Here is a 24,294-nt window from a genome sequence, read left to right as displayed (position 1 = left end):
TCAGCTGGAGACCAGGAAACCTTCGTTGCCCCTCATGAAATCCAGAACAGCGCCAGCCAGCTCGGGCTGCTCGGCCAGTGTTGGGTCAGACTCCAGGAGTTGGCCTGCCTGGGTGCGAGTACGGGCGATCATGGGCGCATCGGTGACCACCCGCAAAAGCTTCAGGGAGGAATGCCCGCCGGACTGGGCATCCCCCAGCACGTCGCCAGCTCCCCTGATGCGAATGTCCTCCTCGGCGATTTTGGCCCCGTCAGTGGTGTCGCGAATGACATTAAGCCGCTCGGCAGCCGGGGAATCCGCAGGAGCACGCGAGATCAGGAAAGCCCAGGAGTCTGTGCCGCCGCGTCCCACTCTGCCGCGCAGCTGATGAAGCTGGGAGAGCCCGAACCGATCGGCATCGAAGATGACGATGCAGGAGGCTTGGGGCACGTCTACACCCACTTCCACAACTGTGGTAGCCACAAGCAGGGGTGTCCGGCCCGAGGCAAAGTCCACCATGACGGCATTCTTGGTGGCATCGTCGTCTCGCCCGGTCAACGTGGCCATGGCGATGCCTTGGAACTGCGGCAGGGCGGCCAGACGCTGACTCATTTCAGCCACCGAATGCAGTGGCGGACGCTGTCCATCACCTTGAGCCTCCTCAACCAGCAGTTCAGGTTGGGAGTCAGACCCACCGGATTGACCGGGGCGGTCTGAGGAGACCGAAGGGTCGTCCTCATCGTCGATGCGGGCGCAGATGACATAGGCCCGTTCCCCAGCCTCAATCCGTCGACGCAAGTGCAGGAACATGGCACCCATGGTCGCTCCGTCAGACTCCGCGATGACGTGTGTGCGCACCGGTTTGCGATTGCTGGGCAGCTCGGTCAGGGCAGAGATGTCAAGATCTCCGAACCAGGTCATGGCAGCTGTACGCGGAATGGGCGTAGCGGTCATGATCAGCAGATGGGGAACGCGCTCGGATTTGCGACGCAGCTCCTCGCGCTGCTCAACCCCGAAACGATGCTGCTCGTCGATGACAGTCAGGGCCAGATTGGGAGCCTGGAAGGTCTTGGAGAAGGCCGCATGGGTGGCGATGACAATACAGGGACGACCCGAGGCCGAGACTGCCAGGGCAGAGCGGCGCTGGGCCAGTCTCATGCCTCCTGTCAGCAGCACCAGAGGCAGGACCAACTGATCTGTCATACGAATCATGGTGACGTTGTCCACAGGCTTATGGCGGCCTTCGACGGCAGTAGCGGTCACATCGGTGCCCATGGCCTTGAGCATGCCGCCGATGGAGGCATAGTGCTGCTCGGCCAACACCTGGGTAGGAGCCACCAAGACAGCCTGATGACCAGCCTGAACCGCCTGGAGCATGGCTGCCAGGGCCACCACGGTCTTGCCGGAGCCGACCTCGCCCTGCAGAAGCCGCTGCATGGGCTGATCCTTAGCCATATCGACGCCTATATCGTTGATGACCTGACGCTGGCCATCAGTCAGCTGGAATGGCAGGGAGTCAATGAAACGGGCAGGCAGGGTGTCCGGACGGTCAGCGCCCGAATCAGCGCATGGATAAGTGGGCTGCTGCTGGGTCTGGCGACGGGTCTGCAGAAGGGCTGTCTGCGAGACGAAGGCCTCCTCATAGCGCAGAGTCTTGCGCGCCGCAGCGAAGTCGTCGGGGCTGTCGGGCGCATGCATGCCCAAGAGGGCACGGGCACGGTGCAACAGCCCTTGGTCGGCACGGACCTGCTCAGGCAACACATCAGGTATAGCACGGCCCAGCGCTTCTGGATCGATGCGGACATCGGCACTGGGCTGCCCCTCTTCAGAAACACTGGCTGCAGGGATGGATCCAGGTGAATTACCAGCCTGCGCCAGCAAACGCAAAAACCCCAGAATGACATCGTGAATATGGTCCGAAGAGATGCGGGAGCTGGCATGATACACCGGCCGTGGTCGACGGACGCGGTCCAAGGCCTCATCAAGGCTGGCCGCATCGGGCCGGGATGCGTCCGCAGAAACCTCCTGATCGGCATCAGCAACAACCAGCGTTTCTGGATGGGTGAACTGGAGCTGGTCCATGTACATGCCAGGCTCACCGGCCACGACTAGATCCACCCCTACCTGCAGCCGACGGACCATCCAGTCCATATAGGGCTTCTTATGAGAGAAGAAGACCAGCCTGACCGCCAACGGAGTGCCGCCCCGACTGCCGACGAAGGCCGCATCGTCCACCATCACGTCCAGCCGGAAGCCCCGGTGGCCGCTCAGTGGCACCAGACGCACCTGATCAACCCGGGCGGCGAAGGCACAGGGCTCACCCAGCCGGATGCCGGCAATAGTGGTGACCTGCATGGGATCGGTGATGCGGAAAGGATAATAGGTTAGCGCATCCCCAACCGTGACCACGCCGAGAGCCTTGAGAGCGCTCACCCGACGCCTGTTGGCCACCAGCGAGGCCACTGTGCTGTGCAGCCCAACATGAGCCACTGCCGACATGCCCGATCACCTCCCGCAAGCGTCGATCATCATCCCTCAGGATGACAAGAACCCCCGGAGTATGCCCCCGGGGGTCCCAATACGACCGACGAACCGCCTTCAGGCGGCGACGCGCTGCACCTTGCCGGCCTTGAGGCACTTGACGCAGACGCGCAGACGCACGTTCTGTCCATCAACGGTGGTGTGCACCGACTGCAGGTTGGGGCGGAAGATGCGCTTGTTCCGGATATGCGAATGAGAAACACTGTAACCGGTCTGCGGGCCCTTGCCGCACACCGCGCAACGAGCTGCCATGATGACTTCCTTTACGTTGTTTTCCAAGTCGTCCCAGGTGTTCTTGCCCGCAGCACAGGGTTACGGATGAACACACAACTTTGTTAGACTACTACATTCCGTCAAGTTAGGCAAATTAACGGTCTCAGGCACGCGGAGGTTTGCGGAAGATGCCGATCAGAGACTGAAGCACTCCGCAAAATACCCCGCCGATGATCCAGATGGCCCAGAATGGGATGCGCCAACCGAAAAGGTTGTCGTAATTGCCGGAGAAGAGCATGGTCAGGGCCACCAGCGTGCAAAGGCCCATGATGACTCCACTGATGGCATTGCTTATCCGGTGTTCGTAACGATAGGTGTCCCAGCGACCGTCATCGACGGAATCAATCTGCCTGTTGTAGGCCCGGAGGTTCATCATTCTGTGGCTCGTTCCCGCATGGACTAGTAGGAAGATCCCCAGAGCCAGAAGAAGGAAGAAGACAAACCCTCTGACCTGATGGGACCAGCCCCAGACCAGGAACCCAGCAGAGTTGATCCCCACATCCAAGAGCACGACAGCCAAACCGCAGACCAGCTCCCAAGTAGTCTGCCGGTATACTCGCGAGCGCTCCTCATCGGTATAGAAATCCGCCACATAAGGATGCCTGCGGCGGAAATCCCTCCTGGCGGCAACTGCCGGTATCAGACAGGCCAGGCCCAGGACAATGCCAATCATCAGAGCAAGAAAGGCCAGACCATTGTGCGCGTCGGTCGGCTGGCTGACTCCGGCAAAGAGACCACCAAAAGCCAGTCCCAGCATGATAAGGGCGATGCCGAAAGCCATCCTAAGACTGTAAGCATTGCTGAAGGATGCGTAGCCGGTCACGTCTTCCATGGCAGACTGGACAGGCACAGTCGCATAGGTTGTCGGAGTCGCCTGGGCGGCATCCTGATGGTCAGGCTTGGACACACGCTGCCCTGAACCCGGATGCCGAACATCGCCCAGGACCAGGTCATCAAGGGTGCAGCCGAAGAGGTCGCAGATGGCCAGAAGCTTGTCCATCTCAGGATATGCCTTGTCCGACTCCCACTTGGATACCGCCTGACGGGACACCCCCACCAGCATGGCCAGCTGCTCCTGAGTCATATTGCGTTGCGAACGCAGATACTGCACGTTGGTTCTGAAACTCATATTGTTCTTTCTCCCGATCGACAGAATGCCGATTCAATCAGCAATGAGACCATGATGAACCGTGCAGGGCTCCGACCGCCACCAGCTTTGGGTTGCACCCGGCGAAGACACCGATATTTGCTGTCAACCGACGGTTGCATCCTTGCAATTCCAAGGAAATAAGCAATTACTAGATCCCTGGCATCCTGATGACGATTCGCCCATCAATCCCCCCTTCTGGCAAGAGGTGCGACCCCTCTACGTTCACGATACATACCCTTCAGGAGCAAATGCGAATCCTGCGGATTCCACCCTGAACTGTCCCCGATTCGACCCTGAAAACACCCTGACAGGAGCTCTCGCCATGGTCTTATAGAAGAAGAGATCAGGCAGGCGACGGCCGAAAGGAAGGCAACGATGCAGCATCGAATGGCTAAGGATCCATATGCACAAACCCCACTCGTTCTGAACAAGATCTGCTATGACTATGGAACACGGCAGAAACACAGCGCCCGGGTGTTGGACGAAATCAGTCTGGAATGTCAGGCTGGGACCTGGACGGCCATCATGGGCCCTTCAGGCGCCGGCAAATCGACTCTCCTCTATTGCGCCGCGGGGCTGCTCAAGTTCAGGCAGGGTACGGTGGCCATTGCCGGGGAGAACCTGACGCAAATGAAAGAGAGGGAGCTGACCCGACTCCGGCGTGACCATATCGGCTTCGTTTTCCAGGACTACAACCTGGTGAACGCCTTTACCTGCCTGCAGAACACTATGCTGTCGAGCCTCTTCGGCGGCAGGAAAATCTCCGCCCAAGCGGCCCTATCTGCCCTGTCGAACGTCGGCTTGGAAGGGTACGCCAACACCTATCCGGCCGACATGAGTGGTGGCCAGCAGCAGCGCGTGGCCATCGCCAGGTCCCTGGCTGCCAGCCCGGAAATCATCATGGCCGACGAGCCTACCGGCGCCCTGGACACCCATAGCTCGCGGGAGGTTATGGACCTCTTCGATCTGGCTGTCAGAAGCGGCCAGACTATCCTCATGGTGACCCACGACCCCAACGTCGCCGCCCGGGCCCACCGCGTCATCTTCCTCCAGGACGGGCGCATTCAGGCAGCATGCCCGGGCGGAGACCCGCAGACCATAGCCCAACAACTAGCCAGCATGGACGCCGTGCCGGATCAGGAGGCCTTCAGCCCTCCTCTGGCAGTTCCATCCGATCAGCCTCGGTAATGGTACGAATCACCCGGCAGGGCACACCCACAGCCAGGGAGTCAGGCGCGATGTCATGGGTGACCACGGATCCAGCCCCGATGACCGCCCCATCGCCGATGGTCACTCCCCCAGCCACAGTCACGTTTGACGCCAGCCAGCAGTTGGATCCGATGGTGATCGGAGCGCCCAACTCGTAGTCGTAGAGGGTGCCATCCTCATGGCGTCTCAGATTCCGCTCCTGCCACCGCAGGGGATGCAGGGGGGTTGCCAGGGTGACGTTGGGGCCGATCATCACATTATCGCCAATCTGTACAGGGCATGTATCCAGAACAGTGAAGTTGAAATTGGCGAAGATGCGCGAGCCGAGCTTGGTGAAGCACCCATAGTCGAAGTAGATAGGCCCCATAAAGTCCACGTCCTGACCATGTTCGGGCACCAGATCGTCCAGAAGCCGACTGCGCAGTTCCCGCTCCTGCTCGGAAGACGCGTTGAAAAGACGGCAAAGTTCGTGGGCTTTGACCCGCAGCTGGCTCAGGTCGGGATCCGATGCGTCATAAAGCTCGCCAGCAAGCATCCGCTCCTTCTGCGAGCGCCAATTCCCTTTACCAGCTCCGCCAGTCGCACTTGTCAGTTTTGAGTCCTTGTCCATGGCCATCCCATCGTTCCTGTGTCACTTCACTGTCACTTTTGCAAGCTCACACTGCTTACAGAGTCCCTGTCCATGTAATCGTCTGGGTCAGACAGCCTGCAGCCATACGTACCATTCGTCATCCTGTTGTGGACATCCGTTCACGCCAAGGGTCAGGCTTGGTAGATTAGAGACAGCGGAGGGCCGTGGCGAGGAGGAAGCATGCGGTATGAGGTGAGCGAGGTTATTCCCGAGGATGCCAAGGCCATCCGTAAGGCCGTATTCGTAGAGGAGCAGGGCTTTCACAACGAGTTCGACCCAACCGACGATGTCAGTCTTCACATCGTGGCCTACGATGGGGATGATCCCGTCGGTGTATGCCGAATCTTTCCCGACCGTGGCAAGGCATGGACCCTTGGCCGCTTGGCCGTTCTTAAGCCCTACCGCGGTCAGCACCTGGGCGCCAATTTGGTAGGCAAGGCTGAGGAAACCGCTCGGAGCCGCGGGGCCGACCGGCTCACGCTTCACGCCCAGGAACGGGTGGCGGGCTTCTATAAGTCTTTAGGCTATAGGGACATGGGCATTCATGACCAGGACGAGGGATGCCCGCACATGTGGATGGACAAGCCCCTGAAAGGCAGCACCGGAAACGAGCCAGAGGACCAGGCCTCATGAATCTGACCGCCAATTTTGCCAATGAAATATCAGCTTCAGCCAGAACAAGCATCACAGGTATGAATCCGAATAAGGATCCCATGGGAAGGTCCGAACAGGCCATCTCCAGCTTCAGCGATGCCGTCATTTACTGGTTCCGTCAGAATTTCGGAAAGATCATTCTTCTGATCGTCGTGGCTGTCTGCGCTGCCTTGATCTCCAAGATCGTAGCGGCGGCCATGCGACGTGCCCTGGAACGGACCAACCTGCCCAGTGCCTCCATCTTCGTCAACATCGTCCGCGCCCTGATCTGGATCTTCGCTGCTGCCACAGTCCTGCAACCCGTCTTCGGTATCAACCCATCCACAGTGGTCGCCGCCCTAGGCGTCAGCGGCCTGGCGCTCTCCTTCGGGTTGAAGGATACAATCGCCAACATTGTCGGCGGCTTCGGACTCATGGTCAGCAAGGTGGTCCAGCCCGGAGACATCATCACCATCCAGGGCACCACCGGAACCGTCCGCGATGTGACTTGGCGCCATACCATCGTCATCGACAGAACTGGCAACCAGCTGCTGATCCCCAACTCCATCCTCAACACCACGGCGCTCGAGAAAATCACCGAGGCCGGCGAAGCCGCCACTACGGTTCCCTTCACCCTGCGAGGAGATGCCGATATAGCCAAGTCCTCCCACTCCATTGCACAGGTGGTGGCTCAGACAACCAAGGGCATGGCCATGCCATCCAACCCGCCCATTGTCCAGCTCCAGGGCTTCACCCCTTATGGCATCAAGGGCCAAGTGGTCATGTTCGCCAAGCAGGGCGTCATCGCCGCCGATATGCAGGATGCCGCCACCCGCGCTCTTGCCGGCCAGGACTATCTGGTCCAGGAGGCCGAGCTCCAATCAGAGAACGATGTAGACCAAGCCAACTGATTGCTTTAGGTTTGGGCCCCAAATCACTAGCGGACGTATTTGCTGACGCTTTTCATCTTGAGCAAAGCGTCGGCCAGCCAGCGATAGATATCATCCCATTGGTCTTGTTTGTAATCAGTACGCCTAGTCAGAGTCAGGTGACGTGACTTCTTGTCTACATCCGTATCATCCCAGCTCAAATCACCCTCCTGGCCTGACAGGTCGCTCTCGACCAGAGACTTGTGCTCAAGGAAGTCCACGTATTTCGCAGGATCATGAAAGAGGAATTCAACAGTGGCGTACCCGTCCCTGATGCCGATGAGGCCTGCCAGATTGCAGCCAGAAACGGGCGAGCCGAAACTCAGCCGGTACTTCGTATGGTCGGTTCTGGCAAAGGCCGAGCCGAAAGCGGACATGAAGTCATTCCTAGCTTTGCAGAAGTCGACGAACCCATCCCAGAACATGGCCCTCACCTTCGAGCGGTCCAGAGACTCCATATCACCTTGCGAAACCCGGTAACGAGAACGAAACTCGTCAAGGCTGATGCCTCCATGCCCCCAGAACGTCCAGCCATTGATTGAGCTGCTGCTCGCCCCAGCCAATTTGAGAACATGCGAAGCTGCCGACGAGGGACTCTCAAATTCACGCCCGTCCGAAACCCTAATCATCATCTCTTCAGTAATCAGAGCACTGGCTTCATACTTACGGGAAAGGCTTTCGAGTTGATCGCCAGGCTTCAGCAGGCCACTGGCACCCAACATGTGCAAAGAAACCGTCTTTGCCGGAATCTTCGCCTGCTTATCAGCCTGGTACTTGTCGATAATCGCACGATCGATCTTCGGCATAGACCAGACTTGCAAAGCCTCATCGGCTAGCCGACGCGTCCTAGCCTCGATGGACTCAGCGTTCCATGTCTCCGCACCACGCAACTCACGTGAAATAGACAGGTATTCATCCTGATACCCACCGACAATTCGATCCCTCTTCTGCTTAAACAGCCCATCTGAGAGTTCCGAGTTATAAGCGGTCAGAGTTAAATTACCCAGCTTGTTGACATGCTCCGCAAAAACCCGTTCGCAATCAGCACCCAACATTTGCCGCCACTGCTCATGAGCGAGCGCATTCTGGGGCAGAATATGCTCAATGGTGTAATTCCTGGAGGAGAAGTCGATCGGGTTCTTAGGATGGTACGCGTTCTCCAGTGTTGTCAACATGTAATAACAACGCGAAAAGGGATAGAAGTCGCGCGAAAGAAGGGTCTGACGAAATTCATTATCATCAGGCATCCGATGACTTGTACCGGCACCGCCCAGCAAGGCTGCTTCAAAAGCCTGCCGATAGTCGGGTGACCCGTCTTCCTTTATCTGTCTGAGACGTGCTATGACCGAAAGCGAAAACCGGTTCAGCCCGTTGTTGGACATCTGGCAGGCAATGCGGCGGAAGAGATAACTCTCCAACAACTTCAACATGGATACAAAATCACTGCGGCTGAAGAGGTCATCCCCCTCCTGGTAATCATCCAAAAGGGTCATGAGCAAGGGGTTGATGACAGACATATTCAGAGCACGGATACGATCAAACAATCGATCTATTTCAGGATCATCCACCGAGCTCGAAGTAATGCGCGAATAGTACCCGGCAAACTTGCTCATCTGATCAAGAAGCCCGACTATTTGACCATGGTTATCGTAGCCATTGTTGGTCACGTAGTCTTTAAAGAACCGGTATACGTCTCGTGTAGGCACTGGTCTGGGGGCGTTGATGATGGCAAGCCAATCATAGAGAAAATCATCAAAAACGTCATCGTAGACGTCCACGCCTAGCGCTATTTCAATTCTTCTCCAATGATCTTCATACAACATCCCTTGAGTCTCCAAAGGCTGCCGCATGAGCACATAATTACGAACCAGATCTGCAGTCGACAGGTCCTTACCAGTTGAATTCATGGACTCGAAGATGGCCTGTGGATCATCCTGACCCTGCGTCAAGGAGATCGACACTACCTCCAAGGATCTGAGCCCAGACCACACACTGTTTGGATCCTTCATACCCTTCAATTGATGACTAAACCAATGGAAGTTATCGATAAGTCTACGGGACTCACCCGTAATCGGAACTTTAGAATTTTCCAAATGGTGAATGATGGACTCGTATGTGTCACAATCACCCTGCGATAGGCATAAACGATAATGCGCCTCGCCTTCACGAGAAAAATCAATCAGATATTCTCTTGTGAGTTCTTCGCAGGAAAACTGCAACTCATTGGCCTGGCTTTGGTGGCTGTCTGCATAGTCAGCAAGTGCCGCTAAGAGAAGATTGACAGTTGTAATTCTCTGCTGACCATCGATAATGAGGGCTGGCGTCACCCCATCGGCGCCCATGGTGCCCTCTTGAATCCAGACCAGCGAACCCATGAAATGGGCGCTCTCGTGTAAACGCTCAATAGCGAGCACATCGTTCCAAAGCTGCTCGCATTGTTCCTTATCCCACGAATAGGGGCGCTGATATACAGGGACAATAAAACGCTTGCTCTTATCGGCAATGAGACTCAGCAGCTTAACGGGACCAGCATCCATGAGGAACCTTGCCTTACCAGCGAGTACTTCGGCGGACGCTCCCATTATAGGAAGCACCCACTGCCACAGTCAGGCCGATACACCCTCGATCAGTTCAGTAATCAAATCGGTGTAGGTGATTCCAGTGGCCTCCCAGGCCTTGGCATACATGGAGATAGGCGTGAAACCAGGCATGGTGTTGATCTCATTGACGATGACCCTGCCCTCTGGCGTCACAAAGCAGTCGACACGACTCAGACCGGCGCCGTCCACGGTTTTGAAAGCCTTGGCAGCCAGGTCGCGAACCTTCTGAAGAGTCTCCTCTGGCAGGTCGGCAGGGACCTCCACGTGGGAAGCGGAGGAGTCCACATACTTGCTGTCGAAATCGTAGAAGGCCTCGTCCTGATCAGCCTTGTCCAGCACCACCTCGCCTGGCCAAGCTGTACGGGGCTGTCTGTCCTTGCTGGAGGCGAGCACGGCGCACTCGATCTCCCGCCCCTCAATGCCCTCCTCTATCAGGACCCGCCAGTCATGCTTCGCAGCCTCGGCGATCGCAGCAGCCAGGGCTTCAGCTTGAGGCTCTTCTACCTTGACCACACCAAAGCTAGATCCTGCACGGGAGGGCTTGACGAAGAGCGGATAATGCAGCTCCGCCTTCTTCACAGCGGCCAGCAAGTCGGCCCCGGATCGCTGTTCACGCGAATCAATGGTGATGCCAGGCGCCACAGGTATGCCGGCTTGGCTGAGCAGAATCTTGGTGTAGTGCTTGTCCATGCATGCAGCAGAAGCGAAGACCCCGCATCCGACGTAGGGCAGGCCCATCATTTCGAGCAAACCCTGCAGGGTGCCGTCCTCACCGTAAGGGCCGTGGAGAACCGGAAAAACCGCGTCAACATGACCCAAAGACTCCAAAGAACCAACGGTCCCGGAAGGCTCGGCTCCAGAGACCAGATCAGCATGATCGCCGATCAGAAAACCCTCTCTGCAGCGGGCCATGTCGAGAATGACCGGACGGCTGCCTTCGGTTATCTGCACGGTTGGCAGACTGGCATCGCCCAGACCCCACTGCTTGGGATCCTGACCGCCGATGGTCCATCGACCGTCCTTGGTGATGCCAATGGGGATGGGCTCATATCGGTCGGTATCGATGGCGTTGAGCACACCGGCCGCCGACACGCAGGATATGGAATGTTCGTCGGCACGCCCGCCATAAAGCACTACAACACGTTTCCTGACCATCATCCCTCGGCTTTCCTCATCCTGGACATGATTTTCAACCTCACGCACCTGCCCGAGCAGATACATCATTCAAGACAGCAGAATATCCCCTCGGCAGGCAGCAAGACCTGGTCGGAGTCGCTCATCCACAAGCTTGGCACGAACAGCCATGGTGGAGCTTATGCAGGCACCAGACAAGCTGGACCTACTGACTGATTCCGAAAACCGCACATCTTCAATCAAAAGGTTAATAGCGCTGGCTTCAAAGCCTTTGTACCCCTATAACCTTCAGGATTTTCTGATAGTAGGCAGACTTACTCTGCAGTGATTTGCCCGCCGAACAGCTCGTCGATCATGCCCCGGCAGCTCAGACCCTGATCCAGCACATGGCTCATGGCCGTAGCCAACGGAGTCGCCACCTGGTAGCGCTTGCCTAGAGCGACGACAGCATCGGTGGTGGGTACGCCTTCGGCGACACCCTTGCTGACGCGAGTGGCTTCCTCGATGCTTTTGCCCTGGCCCAAATTAAAACCAAAAGTGTAGTTCCTGCTCAGGGACGACCCACAGGTGGCCACCAAGTCGCCGACCCCAGCAAGACCGGCGAAGGTCTTGGACTTGGCCCCGCAGGCCTCCCCCAGGGCAGTGAGCTCAGCCAGCCCCCTGGCCTGGATCATGGCGGCCGTGTTCTCCCCGAATCCAGCCCCACGTGACATCCCTACAGCCAGTGCAGTGACGTTCTTCAGCGACCCACACATCTCCAGGCCGATCACATCGTCCGAGACGAAGGCCTTGAAATAGTCGGTCGTACAAGCACGGGCTACTCTCATGGCGGTATCGGCATCAGCGCTGGCGACCACGGTGGCACTTGGCTCGCGGGCGGCCACTTCCTTGCTCAGGTTGGGACCGGAGACGGCCGCAAACCTGACCGGGTCCAGATCCAGCGTCCCGCAGACTACCTGATCCATCCGCCTGTCGGTTCCCCGTTCAATCCCCTTCATCAGGGAAACTGCAATAGCATCATGATCCAATAGACTCTTGAATTCCGTCAAGGCCTCACAGGCGTGCTGAGCAGCTATGGCCACGACCACGATTTCAGCCCCCGAGACGGCTTTGGCCCGGTCACCCTCAGCGATGATGGCGTCGGGCAACCTCTCCACTGTTGGCAGGCGGCGAGTATTCGAATGTTGGCTGTTGATTTCGTCCACGACATCCGGATCGATGTCCCACATGACCACCTGGTTGCCAGCATCAGCCAGTACCTGGGCAAAAGCGGTTCCCCATGCGCCTGCGCCTAATACCGCGATCTTCGTCATCATTCTCCTTTGCATAATGCCGTGCGCACGGGAACGCCGACCAGCAGCCTCATTCTTGTCTCTACCATCCTATGACACCAACGCCAGGCAGGAGGAATTAGAGGTGGGTTTCGGCCTTATTGCTCACTTCTGGGCCGACGGGTCATGGTCACGTAGTCGAAGTATCCAGCCGCCGGGGGCTCTTCACCACGAATCTCAGCCATAACCGCTTCCATTCGATTGCGTAGACGGACACAGAGGGCATGCACGGACTGCTTGGGGGGTTCCGCGCCCCACTGATTCACATCTTCAAGCAGATCTGAATAGTCAAGGAGCCGGTCATAGCACATGACTACGTTCTTGCGAGGCCAAGGCCACTTGTGGTTGATCGATGCCGCTCCCCAGGTGATGCTGGGATAGAGAGGGACCATGCGGCCCAGCTGCCGCGAGGCTTCCAAGGCGATGAATCCGACCCCGGGCTTGAGCGACATGGGCCACTTCAGGGGGTCACGGGTCACGGTCCCTTCAGGCCAGATGGTCAGCGGCCTTCCCGAAGTGAGGATGCTGATCGACTCTTCCTCAATCGACCTGGCCTTGCCGGACTTGCGTTCCACCGGCTGCATGCCCACCATGCGGAACCAGCTGCCAATCAGGGGCCAATGGGCCATCTCGGCCTTGGCCATGTAGCGAGGACGACGACCCTGGTGGAAGAGGGCCATCATAGGAATGAAAACATCGAACTGGGTCACATGGGTGGCTGCGGTGATAAAAGGACCGGTCTGCGGCACCCGCTCCAACCCCCAGGCATAGACCCGGCAAGAGCCACGCACCACCTGAGAAACCCCACGCAATAGACGAGTGGTCCCCACAGGGTGCTGACCATCTATCTCTTCCAGGGCCGGCGTGCGGTGTCCAGTGGGATAGTAGCGTGTCGGATCCACCAGCCTGTGCCGCTGGGCCAGCAGAGCCACCTGCTGGTCGGGCAGGGCTGGTACCGCAGACCGGGGGGAGGGTGTGCCTTTGGAAGCCATCTATTGCCTGCCGGATCAGTCGATCTGCGCGTCCAGGGCTAGCAGCTTATCGCGGAAGTCCTCGTAGCCGCGGTCAATCAGGGAGATGCCGTGGACAGTGGAGGGGCCAGAGGCTGTCAGTGCCGCAATCAGGTGGCTGAAACCGCCACGCAAGTCGGGCACATCGATGTCCTGACCGGTCAACGGAGTAGGTCCGAAGATGACCGCCGAGTGGTTGAAGTTGCGCTGCTGGAAGCGGCAGGGCAGGGATCCCAGGCACTCCTTGTAGAGCTGGATGGTGGCGCCCATCTGAATCAGCGGCTTGGTGAAGCCGAAGCGGTTCTCGTAGACGGTCTCATGAACGATGGAAAGACCCTTGGCCTGGGTCAGAGCGACTACTAGAGGCTGCTGCCAATCGGTCATGAACCCGGGGTGCACGTCGGTCTCGATGGCCACGGGCCGCAGATCGCCGCCCGGATGCCAGAAGCGGATGCCGTCGTCGCGCACATCGAACTGGCCGCCGATCTTGCGGAAGACATTCAGGTAGGTCATCATGTCGGGCTGGTGGGCGCCCTTGACCATGATGTCGCCGTGGGTGGCCAGGGCGGCTGAAGCCCAGGAGGCGGCTTCGATTCGGTCGGGCAAAGAAGTATGGGTGAAGCCTTTCAGGGAGGGCACCCCCTCAATACGGATGGTCCGGTCCACGTCCACGGATATCTGTGCACCCATCTTCTGTAGGACCGCCACTAGATCCATAATCTCGGGCTCGGTAGCCGCCCCTGACAACTCGGTACGCCCCTCGGCCAGAACGGCCGCCAGCAGGGTCTGCTCCGTCGCACCTACCGAAGGGTAGGGCAGGTGGATCTTGGCTCCGTGCAGGCCGTCGGGCGCTGTGATGTGGATGCCGGCCTCATGCTCCTTGTCGACATTGGCCCCCAGCTTGCGCAGGGTCTCCAAATGGAAGTCGATGGGTCTGCTACCGATGCGACAGCCGCCCAGAACAGGAATGAAAGCCTCTCCCATCCGATGCAGGAGCGGCCCGGAGAAGAGAATGGGAATGCGGGAAGAGCCCGACAGGGTGTCCACATCGGCCACATCAGCCAGCTCTACATGGCGGGCATCAATGGTGACCACGCCCTCCTGCGGACTGACATCCACCTTGACGCCGTGCAGTCTCAGCAGATCCGAGACCACCTGGACATCACGGATTTCAGGCACGTTCTTGAGCACCGAGACATCGGGAGCCAGCAGGGCAGCCACCATGGCCTTGCTGACGAAGTTCTTGGCCCCGCGGACCTGTATGGTGCCATGCAGGGGCCTGCCGCCCACCACATGCAGCACATCATTCTGTGTATTCACCTTGGGCATTTATCGGCTTCTTTCTCGTATCCGCTCAGAGCCGGGCTTTGGCGCGTCATCGGCCCCTATTTGCAAGTCTGCCACAGGGGGTGTGGGGACACCGTGAATTGTCGCCTCCGGCATAGAGCGTCCACCCAGTCAGATACTGGTCAGGCGCCGGTTGAAACGAAGGGGGTCAGCATCGTGAAGCCCATGATCAGCAGCAGCATGATGAAGAACGGGCAGGCCCAGGCACCATAGACGTTCGTATACGTGCGGTTTTCCCGCAGAAAAGCGACGATCCTATGGCGGCCCAAGTAAAGGACCAGCACGGCTGCCAGCATGCCTGCCAACATCATGAGCACGTTGACGTAGGAGGACATATTGTCGCTCATAAACCCGAGCAGGAGTTCCAGCCCGTCGCTGACGACCAGGTTGTTGAACACGTGCAGGGCTATGGACCAGAAGATGGAGTATTCGCAGGCAAGATAGCCCAGGAGCAGACCCATAATGAAAGCAAAGAATCCTTGATCCAGATCGCCGTGGAAGAAGCCGAACATAACAGCGGAGGTGACGATGGCGAAGACGTGGCCGTAGGGCTTCAGCGCGTGCAGGATAGCCCCTCTGAAGACCAGCTCCTCGATGACGGGGGCCAGCAGGCTGACGTAGATGAACATGGGAATGGTACCCGAGGCCTGTTGGATCTGCTCAGTCGTGGTCCAGGACTGCTGCACTCCCAACCGCGCCGTGGTCCAGTCCATGCCTGACTGATACCAGTCCGCCAGGGTCTGCCCGGTCAGCGTCAGTGCAAAGCATCCCAGCAAAACCTGCCAGGTCATGGGGTGCAGATCAGTGTGGAATATGCCGATAGGGCCTGAATCGCAGATCTGCCGCCGCCGCGTGAAGACCAGGAAGCAGAGACCTGTGCAGGCGGCGATCAGGTTGATGATGCCTCCATACTCCTTGTCAGCATGGACGATCACATACATAAATCCCGAGTGGGCAGGCACCGGATCAAACACGGCATTCCACTCCATCTGAGCCAGAACACCGAACAGCAGACCGACGCTGTTGATGATAAGCAGATAGACCAGCAGCAGGGCGGCCTGACGGTTGAGCATCCCCCTGGCCGCACTCATCCATGCGCGATCCGCCATGCCTCGTCTGGGCTTTTGAGTCTGCCCAGTCCCTGACGCGTCGGCTGCCGTCGCTGTCTGCCCCATGTCACCATGCCCTTTCATGATCCTCTGCAGGTTTGGCCATCCGGCACTGACCCCCAGCTGGTCCAAGTCTACGCCACCACTGGCAGCCCCAATGCGTCATGCTCTAGAGCAGACCGGGCACGAACTTGAAGACTGTCAGCAGCAGGCAGAGCAGTAAATAGAGCAGGAACCAGGGCTGCCTCCAGGAGGCGTAGGTTCCCTTAGGGGCTCGATAGCGCCGCCGGTAGTCAAACAGACTGGCGCGGTGCAGGAAGAACATGACCAGTCCAGCCAGAACCAAGACCAATGCCACTGCCAAAATCGACATACGAGCAGTTTGCGGAGCGCTCATCAGGTAACGGTTGGGCAGGCCACTAAAGAGCAAATCGCCGACCATACGTGCTCCGATGGCCCAGATAAGGCCATACTCCAGAGAGCAATACCCCAGTGCCAGCCCCAGCAGGAAGATCCAGAGCCCAGAGACCGGATCACACTGCAAGAGTGCACAGAGCAGGGACGCGGTCAGGATGGCAAAGACCCTGCCGAACCGGCGCAGCCCGTTGAGGATGATGCCGCGGAAAACCAGCTCCTCGGCCAAGGGAACCGCCAACAGGGCATACACGGCCATCATCGGTGAGGAAGTTCCGGTGACCAGCAGACTGCGCGAGGCCAGGGAGGGGATGTGCAGAAGCAGACAGAAGTGGTTGAAGAACTTGTTCAGTTCATGGACCATCCCTTGGCTCAACAGGAGCACCGTCACAAGGGCCAGCAGAGCCGTCAGTGTCATTCTTCTATCTGTTCGCCAATGGACGGCGTCCTGTTCTCGCTGATCCTTACCTCGAATAACGCTCCACTCTGAAATAAAGGCATAGGCCAGCGCCAGCAGGACCGACAGGAGGGTAATCCCATCGGATAGGAAGGCAATGGCCCTTGGGTCCTTGACCCGCTCCATGATGACCGGCAGGATCATCCCCGAACCGACCATGAGCATCAGAACGGATATGGCAAGGTAGACGAAGGCGAAGGCGGCCTGGCCGTTAACAGCGTGGAGAACCCCCGAGCTGGCCCTGTAGGAGACGGGCTTGCCAGAGGATGCCGACTTGGTGGCCGTCTGTGGTTTCGCCTGGGCCTTGACCACTGCCGAAGCATTCGGCGTGCCCTCATCCAGCTTGCTTGAGACGACAACGTGCTGCGCGGCTGGAGCGGATGTATTCGCAGCCTTGGAGGAATCAGACGGAGCAGGTTGGGCGCCGGCGGATTGAACTTCACCGACTGTCTGGACGGCCTGCACAGGCTGAACGGCATAATCCGCCTGAGCGGCCGGAGTCCTCGGTGATGACGTAACGGTCCGACCGCCTGTGCTGATGCCGACGACCTCGGCCAGCTGATCAACCACCCGTGGAGTCGAACAGACCTGGCGCCCCTGATGTTTGGCACCACTGGCAACGGATTGTGCAGCGGCGACGCCCTGACCTGAAGCCGATGAACCAGCGATAAGCGAATCCCAGTCGGCATTTGAACGGCGAACGACGACCGGTCGATCAGTGAATACCACTGGGGTCGGAGACTGCTGAACATACACTTTTGCGGGTGCGGAAGCCGCTGTATTCGGCTTGGCAGACGTCGAATCCGCCGAAGCGGCAGCCGTCGGCTTGGACTCAGCCGGTTCGGCAGACGAAGAACCGGGGGCAGATGCTGTTGAAACGGCAGAACCTGTAGCCTTGCTTGGCGAGGCAGGAACAGATGCGGCAAGAGACGAAGCCTTGGCAGCAGGGGCTTTGGGCTTGCTTACACGGGTCTTTGCTGCCGACTTGCGGCCTTTGCCCATATTCCAGGAGAAAACCGGAGCATTGCTGACCTCCGGCTTGGTCCAGGACCAGACAACCTTGGCCGAAGAATGATCCTGCTGCTTCGGAGCCTTCGCAACTTTGGGGGCCTCCAGATCCCGGCGAATCACCACGCGCCTGGGTACAGACCCCTCGCCGGACCCCTTCTCTTCGTGCCCGTCGGCAGACAGATCCGCCGGAGAAAATGCTGGAACAGCCGGTTGACTGGCTATAGTGACCGATGTCAAAAAATCATCGGATCCAGGAAGCACCGAGGGACGTTCACCGACAGGCATAGACCCCGTACGTCCACGATGGCCAGCCCCTTCAGCGCCCGGAAGCGCAATCTTTCTATGGGCAATCCGTCCCGGGTAGGCCAGGCCATCATCCACGGCCTGGCCCGGCAGGCTGAGCGGCGGCAGATCGATGGACCCCTCCTGGTAGTCCCAGTGGCGGGCGTAGTCCTTGCCGGCAGTATGGGTTGCGGTCACGAGGGCAAGAGAGGAGCGCGAGGCCTTCCAGCGCCCCTGCTCATCTTGGGCATCGGCAGATTCGCTGCCGCTGTCCCGATCCTCATCATCCCTCATCCGTCGATGATCCTTCCCCTTCATGCACTACCGTACGACCGTCAAGGGCGTCCAGCGACACGAACCTTTCCCCGCGTTCATATCATGACACTACATATCCGAGTCTAGCCCGACCCCGCCCTTCCTCGACAGAATCCCAACAATGAGCCGGTGCCATAGGCCGTCCGGTCAGGCCAGCCCTGGTACGAATTCGCTCAGGGCCATCAGCAGGCACGCCAGGCAGAAGAGCAGGAACCAGGGCGCCCTCCAAGAAGCGTAGATTCCCTTGGGAGCGCGATTGCTGCGGCAGTAATCACGGAGAGTCCGAATCTTGAACAGCAGCCCGACGACACCGACCAGCAACACCAGGATCATGAGCAGGCCCAGGCCGATGCGAACCACCTCGGGTGCCAGGGGCATGTACTTGGCCAGCAAACCCGAGGAGAAGGCATTGTTGAGCATGTGCACCAGCAGGGACCAGACCAGCCCGTATTCCATGGCCAGATAGCCCAGGACCAGGCCGGAAATGAAACCGAACAGACCCTGGACCAAGGAACCATGCATGAATCCGAAAAGCAGAGAAGAGGTAATAATGGCAAAGACCCGACCAAAGCGGCGCAAGCCGTTCATGATGACCCCGCGGAAGACCAGCTCCTCGGCAAAAGGTCCCAAAAGAATGCCATAGAAGAGCATGATCGGCGTTTCCATGCCGCCGTCGTCAGGTGAGGTCGGCGGGTGCAGCCCAGTACCGGACAGAATTGCGTTTAGTCCAGAGTTAGCCGCACTGGCCACCAGCTGACTGAGGAAGAAGCAGGCCAGGGCGATGATCAACGCCAACAGGCTGAATCGGCGCGCAGTAACCCAACGCACCTGGTCCTGGCCATGCCGTTCATGGCCTACAATGACCGGCCATTGACTGATCAAGGCAAACAGCAGGGCCAACACTACAGAGATAACCACTGTCCAGTCCGACAAAGGACCGTTGAGTTGCGCTTTGGAAGCATGCGGGAAGAGAGCAGGCAGAACAACCTTGCCTCCCAAAAGGCCTACCAGGGTCTCGATGGCCACGTAGATGAAGGCAAAAGCACTTAGGGCATTCACTGCCCGTCTAACGCCCCAGTCGTGCACATCGCCGCTGCTGTGCCTCATGATAACCGCCCCTCTTCGTTTACTAACCGGTCACAGTCGATCAATGACTGTCACTTTCCATGGTAAGCGAAAAAGGGGCGGAGGACTTTCATATGAGGGCGCACGGCCCGTCGGTCAGATGATGCCGCGATCAGCCAGGGGCCCAGGCCAATCGATTTGGCCCTCCCTGGCTGAAGTGACCGGCTCTTCGGGCATATGCTGTGCCGGCAGGGTACGCGGTTTGAAGGGGAAGCGCTCAGCCCGCATGCGCTCATAGGCACGGATGTCATCCTCGTGCTGCAGAGTCAGGTCGATGTCGTCATAGCCATTCATGAGCCGCCATCGCACGTAGTCGTCAACCTGAAAGGGCAGAGTCACATCCGCGCAGGTGACCGTGCGAGCGCCCAGGTCCACAGTCATCTCGGTGCCAGGGTCCTCCTCCAGGAGCTTCCAGAGCAACTCCACTGATTCCTGGGGCATGATGGCGGCCAGAACCCCGTTCTTGGCGGTGTTCCCATAGAAGATGTCCGCGAAGCGTGGCGAAATGACCACGCGAAAACCGTAATCCCGCAGAGCCCAGACCGCATGCTCGCGCGAGGAGCCGATGCCGAAGTCCGGCCCGGCCACCAGGATGCGAGCACCTGAATATTCAGGCCGGTTGAGCACGAAATTCGGATCCCTTCGCCAGGCATAGAAGAGCGCATCCTCGAAGCCGGTCTTCTTCACCCGCTTCAGGAATACGGCGGGGATGATCTGATCGGTGTCGACGTTGGAGCGGCGCAAGGGCACTCCAACCCCAGTTACAACGGAAAGTGGCTCCATGATGACCTCCTGCCTTCTGGATGGCGATTACGAATGATTGATGGCCTACAGATCGGCCGGTGAGCAGATGGTTCCCCTGATGGCCGTCGCAGCGGCTACCTCGGGCGAGGCCAGATGCGTCCTGCCGCCCTTGCCCTGACGACCCTGGAAGTTGCGGTTGGATGTGGAAATGGAACGCTCCCCCGGCACCAGCTGGTCGGGATTCATCCCCAGGCACATGGAGCAGCCTGCGTTGCGCCACTCGGCTCCGAAGTCCTCGAAGATACGATCCAGCCCTTCCTTCTCGGCCTGAATGCGAACTCGCGAAGAGGCCGGTACAACTAGAACGCGATGCAGGTTCTTGGCCTTATGGTGCCCCTTCATGATGGCCGCCGCTGCGCGCAGATCCTCGATGCGCCCGTTGGTGCAGGAACCGATGAAGACGGTGTCCACGGCGATGTCCCTGATGGGCATCCCAGGCTTCAGACCCATGTAGTCGATGGCTTCCTGGGCCGCCTGGCGCTTGGCCGGGTCGGCGATCTTTTCTGGCACAGGCACATCAGCCCCTATGGGCAGGCCCTGTCCGGGGTTGGTGCCCCAGGTCACGTAGGGGGTCAGCTGGTCGGCATCCAGGATGACCTCCTTGTCGAAGACTGCATCCGGATCGGTGGGAAGGGTCCGCCAGTAGTCCAGAGCCTGCTCCCACATGGCCCCCTTAGGGGCGTGCGGACGGCCCTCCAGGTAAGCGAAGGTGGTCTCGTCCGGCGCGATCATCCCAGCCCTAGCCCCGGCCTCGATGGACATGTTGCAAATGGTCATGCGCGCATCCATGGACATGCGTCGAATGGCATCGCCCCGGTACTCCAGAACGTGCCCCTGGCCGCCGCCAGTGCCGATCTTGGCGATGACGGCCAAAATGACGTCCTTGGCGCCGACGCCGGGCTTGAGCTGGCCGCGGACGGTGATGGCCATGGTCTTGAAAGGCTTCAGGCTCAGGGTCTGCGTGGCCAGGACATGCTCCACCTCGGAAGTGCCGATGCCGAAAGCCAGGGCCCCGAAGGCCCCGTGGGTCGAGGTATGTGAATCGCCGCAGACGATGGTCATGCCGGGCTGGGTCAGTCCCAGGACGGGTGCAAAAGCATGGACGATGCCCTGGTCCGCATCCCCCAATGGATGCAGACGGACGCCGAACTCGCGGCAATTGCGTTCCAGGGTGGAGATCTGCAGAGCCGAGACCTTGTCGGCGATGGGCCGATCGATGTCGATGGTGGGAGTGTTGTGATCCTCGGTGGCGATGACCTGATCCAAGTGACGGATCTTCCGGCCTGCCAAGCGCAGCCCCTCGAAAGCCTGTGGACTGGTCACCTCATGCATAAGCTGCAGATCGATATAGATCAGATCGGGCTCGCCTCCCTGGCCCTTTCTGACCAAATGATCGGCCCAGACCTTTTCCGCCATTGTGCGTCCCATATCGCCTCCTGAAAACCTACGACCGGCCGGGGAGCCAACCTTATCTGCACCCCGCCGGCCTCTTACCACCGAGTATGGAACTGCCCAACCGTTATGAACTTTTGCATTTCATATACTGAGATGGCATAATTCAACCATGGACACACCTTCTATGAACGACGACGACAGATACCCCTCCGTAAACGATCAGAACATGCATCAGGAGGAGATTCATTCGGGCGTCGGCGTTCTGGACAAGACGGTGCGAATTCTGGACACCCTGGAGACCGGACCCATGACTCTGGGCCAGCTGGTCAACGCCACCGGGTTGGCTCGACCCACGGCTCACCGGCTGGCCATCGCCTTGGAGCGCCACCGCTTCGTACTGCGGGACGCGCATGGCCGCTTCGTACTGGGCTCCCGCTTCGCCGAACTGGCCGCTGCCGCCGGCGAGGATCGACTCCTGACCGCCTCGGGGCCCATCCTGCATACACTGCTCAACCGTTCGGGCGAGTCGGCACAGATTTTCCGCCGCCAAGGCGAGGTCCGGGTCTGCATCGCCGCGGTGGAACGCGCCTCCGGGCTGCGCGACTCCATCCCTGTAGGCGCCCTGCTGTCCATGGAGGCCGGGTCGGCTGCACAGATTCTGCTGGCCTGGGAGGAACCTGAGCGCCTCCATCAGGGTCTGCGACACGCCAAGTTCAACGCAGCAACCCTGGCCACGGTCCGCAAACGCGGCTGGGCCGAGTCCATCAACGAGCGGGAGGAGGGTGTCTGTTCCATCTCGGCACCCATCCGCAACGGATCCGGGCAGGTCATGGCCGCCATATCCATCTCCGGACCGGTCAACCGCATGTCCACCACGCCTGGAAGGCGCTACGCCCCCCTGGTCATGGCCGCCGGCAAATATCTGACCGAAGCCCTGTTGCGAGCCTCATCCCCTGCCCGTCGTAGGGTCTGAGCAGCATTCTGGTCCTTTTATCGCCGCCGGGAGGATCTCCAGGAGGCTATCAGCCCTGCCAGAGCCGTCAAGCCGCCCGCCAAAAACCCAGGCCGACGCAAGAGGTTGACCGCGTCCCCAGTAGAGGTAGGCACATGGCTCATGGCGAAGGTATAGACCTTGTGGGATCCGGGCCGTCCTACCAATTGCCCAAACTCCAGGAGCTGGGTGCGAGGATGATGGGGATGACGAATGTCGAACTCGAAGAGCCTGGCCGCCCGCTTGCTAGGCACCGGACCGTAGGAACCGAATCCGCATGTGGGCGTGGCCCCCAGAGTCAGATCCCCGCTGCGTCCGACGAAGCCATTGCGATGATCATGCCCGGCGAAGAGAGCGAAGTAGCCCCGGTTCCGGGTCAGCAGGTCATACTCGCCACTATCCTCGTCCGGACAGGAGACGCCTTCACCCAGGTATGAGCCCGGGTAGGTGCGCGACTCGTCCAGAATGTAGCAACGGGAATCGAAGCTTCGGTAGCCCTGAACCGCATATGCCGTGGTGGCCGGCACCGGCTTGAGCAGATTGTAGAACTGAGGGATGGGCATGTGCTGGAAGACAATGGATCGGTTGCCCAGAAGATCAGGAGCGGCTGCCAGGAAATCCAGGGCTTGATCCGAAGGTGAGCCATAGCCGCCTGCACGGGCATAGTCGCCAGAGTCCAACAGAACCAGGCCCATGACCACCCCGTGACCGTCGCAATCCGCCACAGGCAGGGCAAAGGTGCCCGGAGCACAGACGAATGCGGTCTGGGAGGGCAGGGCCGATCCAATCAGCGCATGAACCCGATCAGGATGGGCAACCGTAGCCTCCGGGTTCAGGCAGCCGGGCACCTCCCGATAGATGGCATCCATTTGATCGGTGTCCAGGCCGCACTGGAAGTCGTGGTTGCCATAGGTGACAACGAAGGGAATCCCGCGCTCAACCAGTGGGCCGGTGATCAGGCCAACGGTTCTGCGGACCAGATCCTCGGTGTGCTTGATGTTCTGCTGACGTACACGCTCGGCATCCCTACGGTCTGGTTCCCGGCGGTCCGTAGCAGCTTGGTTCTCCTGGGGCTTGGATGAGCGCTTCAGGGAGGCTCCCCCAAGCCCCAGGGCGCCGCCCATGCTCAGACCAGCAGAGTAGATGCCGTCCAGGGGGGTGCTCCAACGCCTCTTGCGGAAGGTGCGCTCGTAGGCCGTGTCATAACCGGCCACTTGGTTGCCCGAGAAAACCACTAGATCAGGCTTTGCCGCATCACAGGCCGCGGCTATGAGCCTGATTGTGTCCGGAGAGACCTTGGGGCCCTCCTGGACGTCGGCCAGCTGCAGAAGTCTGAACTTGCCCGAGTAATGGAACTGAAGTCGCCCCAGCCGGGCCGAAACGGACAGCGGTCGATCATGCTCTCCCTCGCCGCCTTGTGGGGAGACCTGATCCGCGTGGTAATGCTGACTCATATGTCTAGCCTACTTCACCCGGTTTCGCTCCCAGGTCGTTCTGTGCAGCCCTATCACGAATGGGATTCCGACCACAGCGTCCTCACAGCACGGCGACGGCCTAATGTCAGCTTGGCCACAGTGATTACGGCGACAGCCAGGACCAGGCCGACAATCTTCAGGCCTGGCCC

The 24,294-nt window shown here is 59.2% G+C and carries 19 protein-coding genes; 4 read left to right on the top strand and 15 right to left on the bottom strand.

Translation table 11 applies throughout. From position 1 onward, the window contains the following. From ACUIAI_RS00675 to ACUIAI_RS00665, 3 genes are all read right to left on the bottom strand, one after another. Positions 1-2,478 (bottom strand): ATP-dependent DNA helicase RecG, encoded by a 2,478-nt coding sequence (locus ACUIAI_RS00675; protein WP_445342288.1) that lies wholly within the window; start codon positions 2,476-2,478, stop codon positions 1-3. A gap of 99 nt (positions 2,479-2,577) precedes the next feature. Beyond that, on the bottom strand, positions 2,578-2,772 hold the full coding sequence (gene rpmB, locus ACUIAI_RS00670) for a 50S ribosomal protein L28 (protein ID WP_029677698.1): 195 nt from the start codon (positions 2,770-2,772) through the stop codon (positions 2,578-2,580). Positions 2,773-2,896: 124 nt separating this feature from the next. Further along, the gene (locus ACUIAI_RS00665; protein ID WP_445342287.1) at positions 2,897-3,922 is read right to left on the bottom strand and encodes a helix-turn-helix transcriptional regulator; all 1,026 of its coding nucleotides are present in this window, start codon (positions 3,920-3,922) and stop codon (positions 2,897-2,899) included. A 396-nt stretch (positions 3,923-4,318) separates the two neighbouring features. Between ACUIAI_RS00665 and ACUIAI_RS00660 the strand changes: the two genes are divergently transcribed. Next, entirely contained in the window at positions 4,319-5,131 is an 813-nt protein-coding gene (locus ACUIAI_RS00660; protein ID WP_445342286.1) for an ABC transporter ATP-binding protein, read from the top strand. On the opposite strand, the gene ACUIAI_RS00655 is transcribed toward ACUIAI_RS00660, so the two are convergent. After that, positions 5,091-5,687 carry a sugar O-acetyltransferase gene (locus tag ACUIAI_RS00655; protein WP_445342285.1) on the bottom strand — a complete coding sequence of 199 codons (597 nt, stop codon included), beginning with the start codon at positions 5,685-5,687 and terminating at the stop codon, positions 5,091-5,093. The two genes, ACUIAI_RS00660 and ACUIAI_RS00655, sit on opposite strands and share 41 nt — an antisense overlap. A gap of 276 nt (positions 5,688-5,963) precedes the next feature. Here ACUIAI_RS00655 and ACUIAI_RS00650 point away from each other — a divergent pair, with 276 nt between their 5' ends. Next, on the top strand, positions 5,964-6,416 hold the full coding sequence (locus ACUIAI_RS00650) for a GNAT family N-acetyltransferase (RefSeq protein WP_445342284.1): 453 nt from the start codon (positions 5,964-5,966) through the stop codon (positions 6,414-6,416). Between the two features lie 59 nt (positions 6,417-6,475). Beyond that, positions 6,476-7,327: a mechanosensitive ion channel family protein gene (locus ACUIAI_RS00645; RefSeq protein WP_254477996.1), complete on the top strand. Its 852-nt coding sequence runs from the start codon at positions 6,476-6,478 to the stop codon at positions 7,325-7,327. Positions 7,328-7,353: 26 nt separating this feature from the next. Here the strand turns inward: ACUIAI_RS00645 and ACUIAI_RS00640 are convergent, their stop codons facing one another. The 10 genes from ACUIAI_RS00640 to leuC form a co-directional block, all read right to left on the bottom strand. Continuing rightward, the gene (locus ACUIAI_RS00640) at positions 7,354-9,882 is read right to left on the bottom strand and encodes a DUF4268 domain-containing protein (RefSeq protein ID WP_445342283.1); all 2,529 of its coding nucleotides are present in this window, start codon (positions 9,880-9,882) and stop codon (positions 7,354-7,356) included. Positions 9,883-9,951: 69 nt separating this feature from the next. After that, positions 9,952-11,100 carry a D-alanine--D-alanine ligase family protein gene (locus ACUIAI_RS00635; protein WP_445342778.1) on the bottom strand — a complete coding sequence of 383 codons (1,149 nt, stop codon included), beginning with the start codon at positions 11,098-11,100 and terminating at the stop codon, positions 9,952-9,954. A gap of 293 nt (positions 11,101-11,393) precedes the next feature. Next, positions 11,394-12,392: an NAD(P)H-dependent glycerol-3-phosphate dehydrogenase gene (locus ACUIAI_RS00630; RefSeq protein ID WP_445342777.1), complete on the bottom strand. Its 999-nt coding sequence runs from the start codon at positions 12,390-12,392 to the stop codon at positions 11,394-11,396. Between the two features lie 116 nt (positions 12,393-12,508). Continuing rightward, the gene (locus ACUIAI_RS00625) at positions 12,509-13,402 is read right to left on the bottom strand and encodes a lysophospholipid acyltransferase family protein (RefSeq protein ID WP_445342282.1); all 894 of its coding nucleotides are present in this window, start codon (positions 13,400-13,402) and stop codon (positions 12,509-12,511) included. A gap of 15 nt (positions 13,403-13,417) precedes the next feature. Then, positions 13,418-14,749: a UDP-N-acetylglucosamine 1-carboxyvinyltransferase gene (gene murA, locus ACUIAI_RS00620; protein ID WP_445342281.1), complete on the bottom strand. Its 1,332-nt coding sequence runs from the start codon at positions 14,747-14,749 to the stop codon at positions 13,418-13,420. Between the two features lie 140 nt (positions 14,750-14,889). Next, positions 14,890-15,942: a lysostaphin resistance A-like protein gene (locus tag ACUIAI_RS00615; protein WP_445342280.1), complete on the bottom strand. Its 1,053-nt coding sequence runs from the start codon at positions 15,940-15,942 to the stop codon at positions 14,890-14,892. A 103-nt stretch (positions 15,943-16,045) separates the two neighbouring features. After that, positions 16,046-18,334, bottom strand: coding sequence for a CPBP family glutamic-type intramembrane protease (locus ACUIAI_RS00610; protein ID WP_445342279.1), 2,289 nt, complete (start codon positions 18,332-18,334; stop codon positions 16,046-16,048). A gap of 168 nt (positions 18,335-18,502) precedes the next feature. Next, a complete protein-coding gene (locus ACUIAI_RS00605; protein WP_445342278.1) occupies positions 18,503-19,462 on the bottom strand; it encodes a lysostaphin resistance A-like protein in 960 nt (319 codons plus the stop codon). A gap of 114 nt (positions 19,463-19,576) precedes the next feature. Beyond that, positions 19,577-20,263 carry a 3-isopropylmalate dehydratase small subunit gene (leuD, locus tag ACUIAI_RS00600; RefSeq protein ID WP_046322421.1) on the bottom strand — a complete coding sequence of 229 codons (687 nt, stop codon included), beginning with the start codon at positions 20,261-20,263 and terminating at the stop codon, positions 19,577-19,579. A 45-nt stretch (positions 20,264-20,308) separates the two neighbouring features. Further along, the gene (gene leuC, locus ACUIAI_RS00595; protein WP_261254011.1) at positions 20,309-21,712 is read right to left on the bottom strand and encodes a 3-isopropylmalate dehydratase large subunit; all 1,404 of its coding nucleotides are present in this window, start codon (positions 21,710-21,712) and stop codon (positions 20,309-20,311) included. Between the two features lie 151 nt (positions 21,713-21,863). Between leuC and ACUIAI_RS00590 the strand changes: the two genes are divergently transcribed. Then, positions 21,864-22,652, top strand: a complete 789-nt coding sequence (locus ACUIAI_RS00590; RefSeq protein ID WP_046322418.1) for an IclR family transcriptional regulator — start codon at positions 21,864-21,866, stop codon at positions 22,650-22,652. Positions 22,653-22,669: 17 nt separating this feature from the next. Here the strand turns inward: ACUIAI_RS00590 and ACUIAI_RS00585 are convergent, their stop codons facing one another. Then, positions 22,670-24,124 carry a serine/threonine protein phosphatase gene (locus tag ACUIAI_RS00585; protein ID WP_445342277.1) on the bottom strand — a complete coding sequence of 485 codons (1,455 nt, stop codon included), beginning with the start codon at positions 24,122-24,124 and terminating at the stop codon, positions 22,670-22,672. Positions 24,125-24,294 lie beyond the last annotated feature (170 nt).

It is taken from the genome of Bifidobacterium sp. ESL0827 (genome assembly GCF_052606685.1).
This window is presented reverse-complemented; position numbering and strand designations above follow the sequence as displayed.